General features: G+C 71.6%; 15 protein-coding genes and 1 pseudogene. 8 read left to right on the top strand and 8 right to left on the bottom strand.

All coding sequences use genetic code 11. From position 1 onward, the window contains the following. Positions 1-3 precede the first annotated feature (3 nt). A complete protein-coding gene (locus OG990_RS26175; protein ID WP_406077474.1) occupies positions 4-534 on the top strand; it encodes a hypothetical protein in 531 nt (176 codons plus the stop codon). 9 nt (positions 535-543) lie between these two features. On the opposite strand, the gene OG990_RS26170 is transcribed toward OG990_RS26175, so the two are convergent. After that, entirely contained in the window at positions 544-1251 is a 708-nt protein-coding gene (locus tag OG990_RS26170) for an HAD family hydrolase (RefSeq protein WP_406077473.1), read from the bottom strand. A 106-nt stretch (positions 1252-1357) separates the two neighbouring features. Between OG990_RS26170 and OG990_RS26165 the strand changes: the two genes are divergently transcribed. From OG990_RS26165 to OG990_RS26155, 3 genes are all read left to right on the top strand, one after another. After that, positions 1358-2323, top strand: a complete 966-nt coding sequence (locus OG990_RS26165) for a DMT family transporter (protein WP_406077472.1) — start codon at positions 1358-1360, stop codon at positions 2321-2323. A 102-nt stretch (positions 2324-2425) separates the two neighbouring features. Beyond that, positions 2426-2950 carry a SigE family RNA polymerase sigma factor gene (locus OG990_RS26160; protein ID WP_355602251.1) on the top strand — a complete coding sequence of 175 codons (525 nt, stop codon included), beginning with the start codon at positions 2426-2428 and terminating at the stop codon, positions 2948-2950. Continuing rightward, positions 2947-4362 carry a hypothetical protein gene (locus OG990_RS26155; protein WP_406077471.1) on the top strand — a complete coding sequence of 472 codons (1416 nt, stop codon included), beginning with the start codon at positions 2947-2949 and terminating at the stop codon, positions 4360-4362. The genes OG990_RS26160 and OG990_RS26155 overlap by 4 nt, the downstream gene beginning before the upstream one ends. Here the strand turns inward: OG990_RS26155 and OG990_RS26150 are convergent. Together OG990_RS26150 and OG990_RS26145 are read right to left on the bottom strand one after the other, a co-directional pair. Next, positions 4359-4634, bottom strand: a complete 276-nt coding sequence (locus tag OG990_RS26150) for a hypothetical protein (RefSeq protein WP_328423203.1) — start codon at positions 4632-4634, stop codon at positions 4359-4361. The genes OG990_RS26155 and OG990_RS26150 overlap by 4 nt on opposite strands. A gap of 9 nt (positions 4635-4643) precedes the next feature. Continuing rightward, on the bottom strand, positions 4644-5468 hold the full coding sequence (locus tag OG990_RS26145) for an SDR family NAD(P)-dependent oxidoreductase (RefSeq protein ID WP_328426267.1): 825 nt from the start codon (positions 5466-5468) through the stop codon (positions 4644-4646). Between the two features lie 129 nt (positions 5469-5597). On the opposite strand from OG990_RS26145, the gene OG990_RS26140 reads away from it, so the two are divergent. Then, positions 5598-6554 carry an HpcH/HpaI aldolase/citrate lyase family protein gene (locus OG990_RS26140; protein WP_406077470.1) on the top strand — a complete coding sequence of 319 codons (957 nt, stop codon included), beginning with the start codon at positions 5598-5600 and terminating at the stop codon, positions 6552-6554. Positions 6555-6621: 67 nt separating this feature from the next. On the opposite strand, the gene OG990_RS26135 is transcribed toward OG990_RS26140, so the two are convergent. Then, complete coding sequence (locus tag OG990_RS26135; protein WP_406077469.1) at positions 6622-7179, bottom strand: DUF4190 domain-containing protein; 558 nt, start codon at positions 7177-7179, stop codon at positions 6622-6624. 186 nt (positions 7180-7365) lie between these two features. On the opposite strand from OG990_RS26135, the gene OG990_RS26130 reads away from it, so the two are divergent. Beyond that, entirely contained in the window at positions 7366-8202 is an 837-nt protein-coding gene (locus OG990_RS26130) for an SDR family NAD(P)-dependent oxidoreductase (protein ID WP_328426269.1), read from the top strand. A 36-nt stretch (positions 8203-8238) separates the two neighbouring features. On the opposite strand, the gene OG990_RS26125 is transcribed toward OG990_RS26130, so the two are convergent. After that, on the bottom strand, positions 8239-8763 hold the full coding sequence (locus OG990_RS26125; protein WP_355602261.1) for a DUF4190 domain-containing protein: 525 nt from the start codon (positions 8761-8763) through the stop codon (positions 8239-8241). 177 nt (positions 8764-8940) lie between these two features. Here OG990_RS26125 and OG990_RS26120 point away from each other — a divergent pair, with 177 nt between their 5' ends. Both OG990_RS26120 and OG990_RS26115 read left to right on the top strand, forming a co-directional pair. Continuing rightward, positions 8941-10137 carry an acyl-CoA dehydrogenase family protein gene (locus tag OG990_RS26120; protein ID WP_328423211.1) on the top strand — a complete coding sequence of 399 codons (1197 nt, stop codon included), beginning with the start codon at positions 8941-8943 and terminating at the stop codon, positions 10135-10137. Between the two features lie 113 nt (positions 10138-10250). Then, on the top strand, positions 10251-11648 hold the full coding sequence (locus OG990_RS26115) for an IS30 family transposase (RefSeq protein ID WP_406077293.1): 1398 nt from the start codon (positions 10251-10253) through the stop codon (positions 11646-11648). A gap of 88 nt (positions 11649-11736) precedes the next feature. Here OG990_RS26115 and OG990_RS26110 read toward each other — a convergent pair. From OG990_RS26110 to OG990_RS26100, 3 genes and pseudogenes are all read right to left on the bottom strand, one after another. Further along, a pseudogene (locus OG990_RS26110) lies at positions 11737-11863 on the bottom strand (IS481 family transposase); the annotation flags it as partial. Beyond that, complete coding sequence (locus tag OG990_RS26105) at positions 11860-13041, bottom strand: Cmx/CmrA family chloramphenicol efflux MFS transporter (protein ID WP_406077468.1); 1182 nt, start codon at positions 13039-13041, stop codon at positions 11860-11862. The pseudogene OG990_RS26110 and the gene OG990_RS26105, both read right to left, overlap by 4 nt. 242 nt (positions 13042-13283) lie before the next feature. Continuing rightward, complete coding sequence (locus OG990_RS26100) at positions 13284-14018, bottom strand: hypothetical protein (RefSeq protein WP_406077466.1); 735 nt, start codon at positions 14016-14018, stop codon at positions 13284-13286. Positions 14019-14037: the final 19 nt, after the last annotated feature.

The raw sequence follows: 14037 nt of genomic DNA, 5'->3' as shown, positions 1-14037 counted from the left end.
TCCATGCGGGAGAATGCGGGTGTGACGAACGAGGATGCCCCCGGTGGCACGCCGCTGGTCGACGAGGCGATGAAGAAGGCCGCCGTGGCCTGGGTCAGCGTGCCCGGCGGTCCGGCGCTCGCGCTCTGGTGCGCGCCGCTGGAGGGCGCGTTGTTCGTGGTCAGCGGGCCGGGCGAGCAGGCCGCGCCCGGGCTGGCCGACGCGACCGATGCACAGGTCACGCTGCGCGGCGACCACGGCGGCCGGATCGTCACCTGGCCGGCCCGGGTGACCCGGGTGCAGCCGGGCACCGAGGCGTGGGACACCACCGCACCGCTGGTGGCGGGAAAGCGGCTCAACGCGTCGGGCCCTACCGCCGACCTGGTGGCCCGGTGGGCCGCGGACGGCTGCGCGGTGAACCGGCTCGCCCCGGCCGGCGAGCCGCTGGCCGGCGCCGACCTGCCGGCCGACGCGCAGGCCGAGCCGCCCCGGGACAGCCCGGCGGTACGGGCCACCCGCAAGCCGTTCCGCCTGCACCGGGTCCGCCGCCGCTGACCCAGCGCCTCAGCCGGCCCCGGCACGGACGACCTGGGCGTCGATGAGGTCGAGCACCTCGCGCAGCGTGCCGAGCGTCGGTCCACGCCACTCCCGGTCGGCGTTGAACACCATGTGCTCGCCGAGATCGGGCGCGGCGAGCCGGACCGCGGTCATCCCGGCTCGCTCGGCGCCGGTCAGTTCCTGGCTGCCGCCGTCGCCGACGTACAGGCAGTCCTGCGGCGCCAGCCCGAGCCGCTGGCACGCCGTCAGGTACAGCGCCGGGTCCGGCTTGCACTGTCCGACCTGCACCGAGAAGACCCGCACGTCGAGCAGCGGGGCGACCGCGAGCTGCGGCAGGAAGGCCGGCAGTTCGTGCGTACAGTCGCTGATCACGCCGGTGTGCAGGCCGCGCTGGCGCAGCGCCGCCAACACGGGCACCGCGTCGGCCCGCAGCCGGGTGTCCGCGCGCACCGCCCGGTGCCGGGACGCCACCGCCGCGCGCACCGCATGGTCGCTGGGGTGTACGCCGGCCTGGGCGCACACCCAACGCAGGGTCGCCTCCGCGTTGCCGAGCCGGCCGGTGGCCCGCTCGTAGTACGTGCGGTTCAGCACCTCGGTCAGCGTGTCGGTGGGGCAGCCGAGCAGCTCGGCGGTGCCGAGATGTGCGACGCCGCGCTGCACCGAACGGGTCAGTGTGCCGAAGAAATCGAACAGCACAGCCTGGTAGCTGGGCATGGGGGAGCGCCTCCGGGCGGTCGGGGGGTCGCCGGCGCGGACCTGCGTGATCGTAACGGAGTGCTGACGTTCCGTGGTGTCCGCGGTCGTGTGAGGATTCCTACTCGTGCCCTCTCCTTCGCCTCGCCCGCCCCTGGATCCGCTGACCACCGGCGCCGTCGGCCTGGCCGTGGTTGCCGTGTCGTCGTCCGCGCCGTTGATCGCCTACGCCGCCGCTCCAGCGCTGGCCATCGCGTTCTGGCGCAACCTGCTCGCGGTGGCCGTGCTGAGCCCCTTCTCGCTGGCCCGACGCCGCGCCGAGTTCCGCAGGCTGACCGTGGGTGTGGGCCGGCGGGAGGGGCTGTTCTGCGTACTCTCCGGGGTCGCGCTGGCCGCGCACTTCGCCACCTGGATGCCGAGCGCGCAGCTCACCTCGGTCGCCACGGCCACCGCCCTGGTCGCCACCCAGCCGGTCTGGCAGGGGCTGATCGCACGCGCCCAGGGCCGCCGGCTGCCCCGGGTGGTCTGGATCGGCATCGCGGTGGCGGTGGGCGGCGCGGTGATCGCCACCGGCGCGGACGTCGGCATCTCCGGGCGGGCCGTCCTCGGTGACCTGCTGGCCGTGACCGGCGGCATCTTCGCGGCCGTCTACACGGCCTTCGGCGAACGGGCCCGGGCCAGCATCAGCACCACCACGTACACCACCATCTGCTACGGGATCTGCGCGCTGATCCTGCTGGTGGTCTGCCTGCTCGGCGGCGTGCGGATGACCGGCTTCGACGGGCGCACCTGGCTGGCCATCCTGGCGCTGGTGGCCGGCGCCCAACTGCTCGGCCACTCGATGTTCAACTACGCCCTGCACCGGATCCCGGCGACCACGGTCAGCGTGCTGATCCTGCTGGAGGTGCCCGGCGCCGCCCTGCTCGCCTGGGTCTGGCTGGATCAGCTGCCCCGCCCGTACGCTCTGCTGGGGATGGCGCTGCTGCTGGTCGGTGTCGCGGTGGTGGTGCTCGGCGGCGCCCGGGCCGGTCGCCGCCGAGCCACGCCGCCGCCAACCCCGCTCCCCGCCGACGCCGCTCCGCTGGGCGACTGACCGCCCGGCGCCTGGCGGATCCAGGACGATCGAGAAATGTGGGCACCGGCTCCCTCCGCGGCGGGCCCGCCCAGCGTCTGTCCGGGTGAGGAGGGCGATCCGTTGACGACTGAGGACCGCACCCGGGACGGCTTCGCCGACTTCGTCCGGGCGGAGACCGCCGGGCTGACCCGGTTCGCGTACCTGCTGACCGGTGATCGGCACCACGCCGAGGATCTGGTCCAGGTGGCGCTGGCGCGGGTGGCGGTGCGGTGGGAACGGATCGACGATCCGGCCGCATACCTGCGTCGGGTGCTCTGCACACAGGCGGCCAGCTGGTGGCGGTGGCGGCGGGCCCGGCCGCCGGAGCGGCTGGGTGCCGCGCTACCGGAGCGGACGGGTCCGGGCGACGACACCGACCTGCGGCTGGTGCTGCGGGCGGCGCTGGACCGGCTGACCGTACGCCAGCGCGCGGTCCTGGTCCTGCGCTACTACGAGGATCGCACCGAGACCGAGACCGCCGTGCTGCTCGGCTGTCGGGTCGGCACCGTGAAGAGCCAGACCCGCCACGCCCTCGGGCGGCTGCGTGTCCTCGCCCCCGAGTTGGCCGAGCTGGTCGGCCGTAGCCCGCAGGAGGTGGCCCGATGACCGCCCGGCTCTCCGAGGCGCTGCGCCGCCTCGCCGACGACGTGCCGCCGGCCGCCGTACCGGAAGGGCTCTTCGACGCGGCCCGCAACCGGCATCGCCGCCGGCGGGCGGCCGTGGCCGGCGCGTTCGCCGTCCTGGTCCTGCTTCTTGGCACCGGGTACGCGTTGCACCCGGTGTCCCTGCCGGCGCCTGCTGGCCCGTATTCAGACGCACCCGGCCTGCCGACCCGACTCGTCGACCCGCCGCTGCGTACCGCCACGGTGCGGGACTCGGCACCCGGGGCGGCGGCCATGCTCTTCGGCGGTCCGGCCGTGCGCACCGACTGGTTCGAGACCCGAATGGGTGTGGTGGCCGCCGACGCCGACCGGTACCGGGTGCTGGACGCCGGTCCGCTCGTCCCGGGCTTCGACGCGCTGCTCTCCCCGGACGGCCGGTACGCCTGGATCGGCGCGTCACTGCTGGACCTGACGTCCGGACGGTTCACCCCGGACCGTACGGACGGGTACCCGCTCGCCTTCGCGCCGGATGGTGAGCGGCTCGTGTACGCCGACGATGAGGCCACGTTCACCCCGCCGAACACCTACACCACCCCGTACGTCGGGGTCTACGACCGGGAGCTTCGGACGGACGTGCTGCGGGTGCCGGTGGGTACCGCCTGGATTCCGCCGGGACGCACGGCGGCGCTCTCCCCGGACGGCGGCGAGCTGGCCCTCCAGGTTCGCGACGAGGTCTGGCTCACCCGGGTCGCCGACGCCGGCGCCGACCGTGCCGCCGAGCCGTACCGGAAGCTGCCGCTGGCCGGCGGCCGGCTCGCCGGGGCCGGGTCCTGGCTGCCGGACGGGCGGTCGGTGGCCGTCCTGAGCCGGTCCACCTGCACGGACTGTCCGGTGCCGTCCTACCGGCGTACCTGGACGCTGGCCCTGCGGTCCATCGTCGACGACACACCGCAGGCCGGCCAGGCCTTTCCGCCGCTGCGCTCCCGTACGTTCGTGCAACTGCTCGGCTGGCGTTCGGCGGACGAAGCGGTCGCGCTGGTCGGCGTGCCCGGCCCGGAGGCGGTCGACCGGCCGGAGGACCACGACATCTCCTGGGGTCCCTATCACGAGCCCGGCACGAGCTCGGTGGAACTCGTGGTGCTGCGCCGGGGCGCACCCGCGCCGGAGGTGCTCTTCCACACTCCGGAAGGCATCACCGACCTGACGGTCGCCGCCGACCTCGCGGTCGACGGCGCGGTACGCGAGGCTGGCCGCCCCGACTACGGACCGTTGCCGTTCTGGCTGCTCGCCGTGGGGTTCGTCGTGGCGCTCGTGGTCGCCCTGCCCGTGCTGTCGCTGTTGCGGCGCTGGCGTGGTCGACGGCTCCACCGGCGCGTCGAGGCCGTACCCCCGCAGCCGCATCCCGACAACGGCTAGCCCTCGTGCACCTCGATCACCCGGGTGGTCGGCGCGGCTTCGCCGAGGCCGGCGCGCAGCGCCGCCCGCTCCGGGTCGGCGAGGAACGCCTCGTACCCGGCTCGGGCGTCGAACCCGATCAGGTGGACCTCGGTCCGCCCGTCGGTGCCGCGCAGCCGCCGTTCCAGCCGGCCGCCGTGCCGCCCGAGCAGGGCCAGCACCATGTCCTCGTAACGCTGCCCGGCAGCCTCGGCTCCGGCGGAGAACTCGACCAGCGCGACCAGATTCAGCATGACGGCACCCTATTCGGCGATGCCGACGGCCTTGGCGCTGGCCGCCCAGAGTCGGGCCGCGAGCTGCGGATCGGCGGCTTTGCGGTACGGCTGGCGCAGCCGACGGTCGGCGTAGTAGCCACCGTCGACCAGTCGAGCCGGGGCCTGGTTGGCGAGCCAGACGAGGGTCTCGGCGCCCTTCTCGGGGCTGCGGAACGGCAGGATCCGCATGCCGAGGGCGACCACCCGACTGTCGTTGGCGAACCGGGTCCGCACCACTCCCGGGTGGAAGCTGTGTGCCGGGATGTCCGGCCAACGGCGGGCCGCCTCGGCGGTGAACAGGATGTTCGCCTGCTTGCTGGTGCCGTACGCGACCAGCGGCCGGTAGCGGCGCAGCGGCTTGTTCAGGTCGTCCGGGTCCAACGCGCCGCTGCGGTGCGCTCCGGAGGCGGTGACCACGATCCGGCCGATCCGGTCGGCGAGCAGGTTGGTCAGCAGGAACGGGGCCAGGTGGTTGGCCTGGATCGACAGCTCGAAGCCGTCGACGGTGGTGAGCGGTTGGAGCGCGATCGCACCCGCGTTGTTGGCCAGCACGTCGATCCGGTCGTACGCCTCCCGCAGCCGCTCGGCGAGGCGGCGCACGTCATCCAGCACCGCGAAGTCGGCCCGGAACAGCTCCGGACGCTCGCCCGAGTTCTCCCGTACCCGTTCCGCCGCGGCCTGCAAGCGGGCCGGGTCCCGCCCGACCAGCACCAACCGGTCACCACGGCACGCCAGGTTGACGGCGGCGGCCAGCCCAATGCCGGAGCTGGCCCCGGTCACCACCACCAGTCGACGCTCAGTGAGATCTTCCACAGGTCCATTCACCCCGGTCATGGCGCGAGGTTACCGTGGCGTCACCACGCCCTTTGGGATCGTTAAGTTTCTCGGATCTGTCATCAGGTGGCGTCGGCGTGCCCGCCGGACGCTGGAAGGAGTCCATCCATGGCCGCAGTCGGTCGTCCCCGTCGGTCCTGCCTCGCCGTACCGGGTTCCAGCGTCAAGATGCTCGGCAAGGCGCAGGGACTCCCGGCCGACCAGGTCTTCCTCGACCTGGAGGACGCCGTCGCCCCGCTGGCCAAGCCGGATGCGCGCAAGAACATCGTGGCCGCGCTCAACGAGGGTGACTGGGCCGGCAAGACCCGGGTCGTCCGGGTCAACGACCTGACCACCCCGTGGACCTACCGCGACGTCATCGAGGTGGTCGAGGGCGCCGGCGCGAACCTGGACTGCATCATGCTGCCGAAGGTGCAGACCGCCGCTCAGGTGCAGTGGCTGGACCTGACGCTCACCCAGATCGAGAAGACGCTCGGCCTGGAGGTCGGCCGGATCGGTATCGAGGCGCAGATCGAGAACGCCGCCGGTCTGGTCAATGTGGACGCCATCGCCGCCGCCTCGCCCCGGGTGGAGACCATCATCTTCGGCCCGGCCGACTTCATGGCCTCGATCAACATGAAGTCGCTGGTGGTCGGCGCGCTGATCCCGGACTACCCGGGCGACCCGTACCACTACATCCTGATGCGGATCCTGATGGCCGCTCGGATGCACGACAAGCAGGCCATCGACGGCCCGTTCCTGCAGATCCGGGACGTGGACGCCTTCCGCGAGGTGGCCAAGCGCTCGGCGGCGCTGGGCTTCGACGGCAAGTGGGTGCTGCACCCGGGCCAGATCGACGCCGCCAACGAGGTCTACCAGCCGGCGCAGTCCGACTACGACCACGCCGAGCTCATCCTGGACGCCTACGAGCACTACACCTCGGAGGCCGGTGGCCGGCTCGGCGCGGTGATGCTCGGCGACGAGATGATCGACGAGGCGTCCCGCAAGATGGCGCTGGTGGTCTCCGCCAAGGGCCGGGCCGCCGGCATGAGCCGTACCTCGTCGTTCACCCCACAGGCGGAGTGAGTGCGCTGGGCCGGGACGACCGCCAGCGGCTGTCGTCCCGGCCCCGGTACGCCGGCCCGCCCATTGATCAGTAGCTGCTGCTGTCGCTGCCGGCACTCGTCGTGACCGCAAAGACGATCGCGGCGATGTAGAAGGCGATCACCACCACCAACAGCCCGGTGAGGATCCAGCCGATGATGATGGCTGCCTTCGCCATCCCTTCACCGCCCTCGCCACTGGCCTGGATCTGCTTGCGCGCCACGTGACCGAGGATCGCGCCGACCGGCGCGGTGATGCAGGACGTGAAGCCGAGCAGGGCCAGCACGAACGCCGCGAGGGCCATCCCGTTGGTCTTCGGCGGAGGCGGGTAGCCGTAGCCGGGGTACTGCGGCGGATAGCCGGGCTGGGCGTATCCGGGCTGGGCGTATCCGGGCGGGGCGTATCCGGGCTGGGCGTAGCCGGGCATGGGCTGCCCCGGCGGCAGCTGCCCACCGGCGTACGGGTCGACCGGCGCGTACGGGTCCGCGGGGCCGGCTTGGGTGGGCACCGGCTGCCCGGCCACGAGGGTCGGGTCGACCGGTGGGCTCGACTGCGGACCCGACCACGTGGGATCGGTCCAGCCGCCGGGCGGTGGGGGATTGGTCATGCGAACTCTCCGTCAGGTCGGGTGCGCCCGTCAGGGTAGCCAGCGGCGGCGAAACCCGATGCCCCTGCTACCGGGTGCCGCGTTGCCCGGGCCGGTCGCAACGGGCAGGATCCTGGCATGGCAATCGACGCGCGAGCCGCGGATCGTTCCGGCGGTCGACCGAGGCGGGACGTCAGCCGCCCGGGTGTGGCCCGGCGTGGCCGCGCGGCCACACCGGCCGGCTCCCCCGGCCCCGACGAGCCGGTACCGCTCACCGACCCGGTGACCATGCGGCTCGACGGGCGGGTTGCCCTGGTGACCGGGGCGGGCAGCCCGGACGGCATCGGGTACGCCACGGCCCGCCGACTCGCGGACCTGGGCGCCCGGGTGGCCATCGTCTCCACCACCCGGCGCATCCACGAGCGGGCCACCGAGCTGGGGGTGACCGGTTTCGTCGCGGACCTGACCGACGAGTCCGAGGTCGGCGCGCTGGCCGACGCGGTCGCCGAGCAGTTGGGCGACGTCGAGGTGCTGGTCAACAACGCCGGCCTCGCCAGCCGGGCCAGTCCGGAGGTGCTGCGACCGGTCGCGCAGCTCAGCTACGACGAGTGGCGCGGCGAGATCGACCGCAACCTGACCACCGCATTCCTGTGCAGCCGAGCCTTCATCGGCGGGATGGCCGAGCGGGGCTGGGGGCGGATCGTCAACCTGTCGGCCACCGCCGGCCCGGTCAACGCCCTGCCCACCGAGGCCGCGTACGCGGCGGCGAAGGCCGGGGTGGTCGGGCTGACCCGGGCACTGGCCATGGAGATGATCGCCGACGGGGTGACCGTGAACGCGGTGGCGCCCGGCACCATCTACACCGCGGCGTCCACGATGGCCGAGATCAAGCAGGGGCTGGGCACGCCGGTCGGTCGACCGGGCACCCCGGACGAGGTCGCCGCCGCCATCAGCTTCCTCTGCTCGCCGGCCGCCTCGTACATCACCGGCCAGATGCTGGTGGTGGACGGCGGCAACAGCGTCCGCGAGGCCCGGTTCCGCTGATCGGTCCGGTTCACGTCGTAGGGCGTTCGTCGCCGTTCAGTAGCCGCCGCTGTCGCCGGTGTTGCCGATGAGGACCAGGGCCAGCCAGCCACAGCAGGCCAGCAGGGTGAGCCCGGTGAAGACGTAGCCGAGGATCAGCCCCCAGGTGGCGAGCTGGTCGCCCTCCTCGCCGCTGGTCCGGATCTGCCGCTTGGCCACATGGCCGAGGACGGCGCCGGCCGGCGGGAACACGAAGGCGAACACCAGCGACAGGATCGCCAGCACGTTGGTGCCTCGACCTGGTCCGGACGACGGGGGGCCGTACTGACCGTAGGGGCCCTGCGGGGGGTACGGCGGCTGCGCCGGCTGGTGCGGCCCCTGCTGCCCGTACGGCGACGGGTCGTCCGCGGGTGGGCCGTACGGTGAGCGCTCCGGCGGCCCGAACGACGACTGGTCCGGCGGCGGAGGGTACGGCGACTGGCCTGCCGGCGGCGGCGCGTAGGGCGACTGGTCCCGGGGTGGCTCGTAGGGTGACGGCGGCTGCTCGTCCCCGGGCGGTCCCGACGGCGGCGGGTAGCTCACGGCTGTCCTCCTCCTGCCGGTGCCGGAAAAGTCCCTCTTGCCGGACGCTACCCGCAGCGGTGAACCTTTTCACAGCGGTTGTGTGGACTGGTCACCTTGGCCTCGCCGGCCCCGGAGGCCGATACTGACCCAGCGTTCAGTTACCCATCAGTAGTGCGCTGATCCCCGGAGGCTGAGATGGCCCGACTCGCCCAGACACCCGGCCTCACCGATGTGCAGCGGTCGATCCTGGAGACCGTCCGGGAGTTCGCCGACAAGGAGATCATCCCGCACGCCCAGCGGCTGGAGCACGCCGACGAGTACCCCACCGACATCCTTGACGGGATGCGCGAGATGGGGTTGTTCGGCCTCACCATCGACGAGGAGTACGGCGGGCTGGGCGAGTCGCTGCTCACCTACGCGCTGGTGGTGGAACAGCTCTCCCGGGGCTGGATGTCGATCTCCGGCATCGTCAACACCCACTTCATCGTGGCGTACCTGATCTCCCAGCACGGCTCGGCCGAGCAGAAGGCCCGGCTGCTGCCGAAGATGGCCACCGGCGAGGTGCGCGGCGCCTTCTCGATGTCCGAGCCGGAGACCGGCTCCGACGTCTCGGCGATCAAGTCCCGCGCGGTCCGCGACGGCGACCGCTACGTGCTCAACGGACAGAAGATGTGGCTGACCAACGGGGCGTACTCCTCCGTGGTGGCCACCCTGGTCAAGACCGACACCGGCGCCGAGTCGGTGTACGGCAACATGAGCACCTTCCTGCTGGAGAAGGAGCCGGGCTTCGGCGAGACCGCACCCGGGCTGACCATCCCCGGCAAGATCGAAAAGATGGGCTACAAGGGCGTCGAGACCACCGAGATGGTGCTCGACGGCGTGACCGTGCCCGACTCGGCGATCCTCGGCGGCGCCGACAAGGTGGGCCGGGGCTTCTACCAGATGATGGACGGCATCGAGGTGGGTCGCGTCAACGTCGCCGCCCGCGCCTGCGGCATCTCCATCCGCGCCTTCGAATTGGCGGTCGGCTACGCCCAGCAGCGCAAGACCTTCGGCCAGCCGCTCGCCAAGCACCAGGCCATCGCCTTCAAGCTCGCCGAGATGGGCACGAAGATCGAGGCCGCGCACGCCCTCATGGTCAACGCCGCCCGGCTCAAGGACGCCGGCCAGCGCAACGATGTCGAGGCCGGAATGGCCAAGCTGCTCGCCTCCGAGTACTGCGCCGAGGTGGTCCAGGAGGCGTTCCGCATCCACGGCGGCTACGGCTACTCCAAGGAGTACGAGATCGAGCGGCTGATGCGGGAGGCCCCGTTCCTGCTCATCGGCGAGGGCACCTCGGAGATCCAGAAGACCATCATCTCCCGCGGCCTGCTCAAGGAGTACAAGCTCTGATCCGCGCCCGGTCTGTCGGTCTCGAGCGTGATGACTCTGAGGTATCAATATGACTCTGGGGTATCAGGCGGATTCCAGTGGTCGTCGCAACACCTCGATCAAGGGGTGTGCGAATGGGGAGACCACCGGGCTGGGTGACCGCGATGACGGGTCGACCGGCGATGCGGTCACCAGGACGGCCGGACCTGAACGCCAGGGATGTCCAGCGACAGTTCTGGCGGCGGATCGCCGAAGGCTTGTCGAGCGAGGAAGCCGCGCTGGCCTGCGGTGTGTCGCAGCCGGTGGGCGGACGGTGGTTCCGTCACGGTGGCGGCATGCCGCCGCTGTGTCTCAAGCCGCCGTCAGGCCGGTACCTGTCGATCGCCGAGCGGGAGGAGATTGCGCTGCTCAAGGCCCAGGACAAGGGCGTGCGTGAGATTGCCCGGCTCATCGGCCGTGATGCGTCGACGATCTCGCGGGAGCTGCGCCGCAACGCGGCCACCCGTTGCGGTCGGCTGGAGTATCGGGCCTCGGTCGCGCAGTGGCATGCCGAACGCCGCGGCCGTCGGCCGAAGGTCGCCAAGCTCGCCGCTAACCAGCGGCTGCGCGACTATGTTCAGGAACGGCTTGCCGGGGCGGTCACTGACGGCGAGGGCCGGCCGATTCCAGGTCCGAACGTGCCGTGGAAGGGACGCCGCCACGGACGTCGCGCCGACCGTCGCTGGGGCACCGCGTGGAGCCCGGAGCAGATCAGCCGCCGGCTGCGGCTGGACTTCCCCGATGATGAGTCGATGCGGATCTCGCACGAGGCGATCTACCAGTCGCTCTACGTTCAAGGCCGCGGCACGCTGCGCCGGGAGCTGACGGCGTGCCTGCGCACCGGACGAGCTTTGCGGGTGCCGCAGGCCCGGACCCGCAGGCGGGGCCAGCACTTCCTCAGCCCCGAAGTCATGATCAGTCAACGGCCGGCCGAAGCCGACGACCGCGCTGTCCCGGGGCACTGGGAAGGCGACCTGATCATCGGCCTGCAACGGTCCGCGATCGGCACGCTGGTCGAGCGCACCACCCGCTTCACGATGCTGCTGCACCTACCCCGCATGGAAGGACACGGCCAGCAACCGGTCGTGAAGAACGGCCCGCCGTTGGCCGGACACGGTGCTGAGGCGGTCCGCGACGCGATCGCCGGCCAGATCACCACCCTGCCCGAGCAACTACGCCGATCGCTGACCTGGGATCAGGGATCGGAGATGACCCAGCACGCGCGGCTGCGCCTGGACACCGGGATCGAGGTCTACTTCTGCGACCCCCACAGTCCATGGCAACGCGGAACCAACGAGAACACCAACGGTCTGCTACGGCAGTACTTCCCCAAGGGAACCGACCTATCCCGACACAGCATCACCGACCTCGACGCCGTCGCCGCCGCCCTCAACAGCCGGCCACGAAAGGCCCTGGGCTGGAAGACCCCCGCAGAAGCCCTCGACGATCACCTAAGATCTATCCAACAAGCCGGTGTTGCAACGACTCCTTGAACCTAAGTCACGCTCCGCGCACCATCACCCGCGACCGCCGCGGATGCGACGCCTTGGCGCCCACAGACTTCGCTCGGCCGGCAGCCTTGACCCACTTGCTGGCACAGGCCCGCGAGATCCCATCTCGGCGGCAACATGAGCGATAGGGCGAGTTCGGCAGCGCTCGATGAGTCGCCGCCGTCCCTCGACCTCAACGGGGCGTTCGCGTGGGTCATCGAATCACCTGGCCGACGCGGGGTGCGATGAATCGCCGGAGGGGCAGGGCGATGAGCAGTGCGACCGTAACCAGGAGGCCGCTGACCCACACCGGGCCGAGGTCGCCGGCATTGGTCCCGAGGGTCGCTGCTGCAACGACGGGGCCGCTAGCAGCACCGATGTTAAGCGCCGCGGTCGCATACGACCCTCCCATGGTGGGAGCGCCCGCTGCCTCGTAGAGCACTCTGGCGATCAGGGTGCTGCCCAACGCGAAGGAAAGCGTGCCCTGCACGAACACGAGGAGCAGAAGCGCCACCGGTTGGGCAGCCAGCGTCGCCAACGCGACCCAGCCGAGCAACAGCAAGGGGCCACCAACTGCGATCACGATGCCGGGACGCTGATCGGAGAGCCGTCCCGCGAGGGTGACGCCGACGAAGGACCCAGCACCAAAGAGCACCAGCACGACCGAAACCCACAGCTCGCCCAGGCCGGCGGTGTCGGTCACGATCGGTGCCAGGAAGGTGAACGTGGCGAAGGTGGCAGCGTTGGCTAGGGCACCGAGCAGCATGACCAGGACCAGCCGGGGCATCGCGAGCTGGGCGATCTCGTCCCGAAGAGACGAGTCGGCCGGAGTGTCCCGAGGGGTCTTTCCGACACGCGCCGGGATGCCCTTCACGACGCCGAAGGCAGCGGGAAGGCAGAGCAATGCGATCGCCCAGAAGGTTGCCCGCCAGCTAAGCACCGTGCCGAGCACCGCACCGCCGGGAACTCCAGCGATGGTGGCCACCGTCGTACCCGAGAGCAGCACCGCCAGCGCGCGCCCTTTCTGATCAGCTGCGACGAGCGTGGCCGCCGTGCTCAGTGCCACGGCCAGGAAGCCCGCGTTGGCCCCGGCGGCGACCACCCGGGTGACAAGCAGAACCGCGAAGCTCGCCGTGAGGGCGCCCACGACGTGGGCCATGGCGAAAACCAGCACGAAGCCCAGCAGGCTGGCCCGGGCAGGCCACCGGCGCGCGAGCGCCGCCATCAGCGGTGCGCCGACGATCATCCCGACGGCGAACGCCGAGGTCAGAAGCCCGGCGGCCCCGACCGACACGTCGAGGCTTGTGGCGATGTCCGGCACCAGTCCGGCGAGCATGAACTCCGAGGTGCCCATGGCGAAGACCGCCACGGCAAGCAGGTAGAGCGGTAGAGGCATCAAGAGCTCCGAGGTGAGAGAGAACGAGGAGACGTCTCGTCACCGCGGCCAGCGCCCAAGGGTGCGCGAAAGAACCCATGCAGCGAAGGCTGCTGGGAAGCGAGCTATGAACTCAGTGGTTCAGGGGGCTGACGGCGTGACCGAAAGCCCCCACCTTGGATGCCTCAGGGCTCGACATGGCGCGAACACTACTCAAACCCACCGGTCATTACGCAACCGAGTTCCGCCCGAGGCGCGTGTCGTCAACCTGGTGCCCCGCAAGACCTAGCGCCAGCCGGCTCCCTGGCCAACTCCTGCGGCCGGAACCGGTACTCCTCGATCGCGGCGATCAACCGGTCCTCCGGCACCGCCGTGTCCCGGCCACCAACGACCGGGGCGGGCTGCAGTGATCGCCGGACCGTCAGCCGCAGCCGTACGCCGTTCAGCCGGCCGTCGCGCCGGTGCGGGGTGACCCGGTCGATGTTCGCCCAGTCCAGGACCTGGCGGCCGTGCCGGATCGCGCTGGCGGTCAGCGCCAGCCGACCAGTGAACCGCACCTGCTCGTAGGCCGTCCGACCGAGCCACCCCGCGACCCCGACGGCGAGCACCGGTCGGGCAACCTCGACCCACCAGCCGTGCTGGGGCAGTGTGGCGAGCAGGCCCGCCCCGATCACGATCAGCAAAACCGTCTCCGCGGCCAGGTCGACCCAGCCGGCGAGCGACCGGTGCGCCACCAGGCCGGGTTCGACCGCGTCCAGGCCTGTGACCCGCTCCCGCCAGTGCAGCCGGCCGTCCCGCCGTGGCCACCACCGCTGCGCGAGCAGCCAGGCGCCGAAGGCCAGCCAGACGACCCAGCTCACGCCGGAGAGCGGGGGCACCCGGAACAGGCCGGCGGCGACCACCGCCGCCACCAACACCGCGACGGTCAGGGCCAGCAGCCGGCGTGGCCAGACTCCGTCCCGCAGCGATGGCAGGCGACCTGACCGCGGCAGAGACATGGCCGCAGAGTACGTCCGC

Origin of the sequence: Micromonospora sp. NBC_00858, from assembly GCF_045207365.1 — a bacterium.
In the GTDB taxonomy this organism is placed as follows: domain Bacteria; phylum Actinomycetota; class Actinomycetes; order Mycobacteriales; family Micromonosporaceae; genus Micromonospora.
This window is presented reverse-complemented; position numbering and strand designations above follow the sequence as displayed.

What these genes read in the sequence shown, in the direction of transcription:
- OG990_RS26175 (WP_406077474.1), top strand. Translation starts at nt 4, where the DNA reads ATGCGGGAGAATGCGGGTGTGACGAACGAGGATGCCCCCGGTGGCACG.
- OG990_RS26105 (WP_406077468.1), bottom strand. Translation starts at nt 13,041, where the DNA reads ATGCCTCTACCGCTCTACCTGCTTGCCGTGGCGGTCTTCGCCATGGGC.
- OG990_RS26120 (WP_328423211.1), top strand. Translation starts at nt 8,941, where the DNA reads ATGGCCCGACTCGCCCAGACACCCGGCCTCACCGATGTGCAGCGGTCG.
- OG990_RS26115 (WP_406077293.1), top strand. Translation starts at nt 10,251, where the DNA reads ATGGGGAGACCACCGGGCTGGGTGACCGCGATGACGGGTCGACCGGCG.
- OG990_RS26170 (WP_406077473.1), bottom strand. Translation starts at nt 1,251, where the DNA reads ATGCCCAGCTACCAGGCTGTGCTGTTCGATTTCTTCGGCACACTGACC.
- OG990_RS26150 (WP_328423203.1), bottom strand. Translation starts at nt 4,634, where the DNA reads ATGCTGAATCTGGTCGCGCTGGTCGAGTTCTCCGCCGGAGCCGAGGCT.
- OG990_RS26155 (WP_406077471.1), top strand. Translation starts at nt 2,947, where the DNA reads ATGACCGCCCGGCTCTCCGAGGCGCTGCGCCGCCTCGCCGACGACGTG.
- OG990_RS26135 (WP_406077469.1), bottom strand. Translation starts at nt 7,179, where the DNA reads ATGACCAATCCCCCACCGCCCGGCGGCTGGACCGATCCCACGTGGTCG.
- OG990_RS26140 (WP_406077470.1), top strand. Translation starts at nt 5,598, where the DNA reads ATGGCCGCAGTCGGTCGTCCCCGTCGGTCCTGCCTCGCCGTACCGGGT.
- OG990_RS26100 (WP_406077466.1), bottom strand. Translation starts at nt 14,018, where the DNA reads ATGTCTCTGCCGCGGTCAGGTCGCCTGCCATCGCTGCGGGACGGAGTC.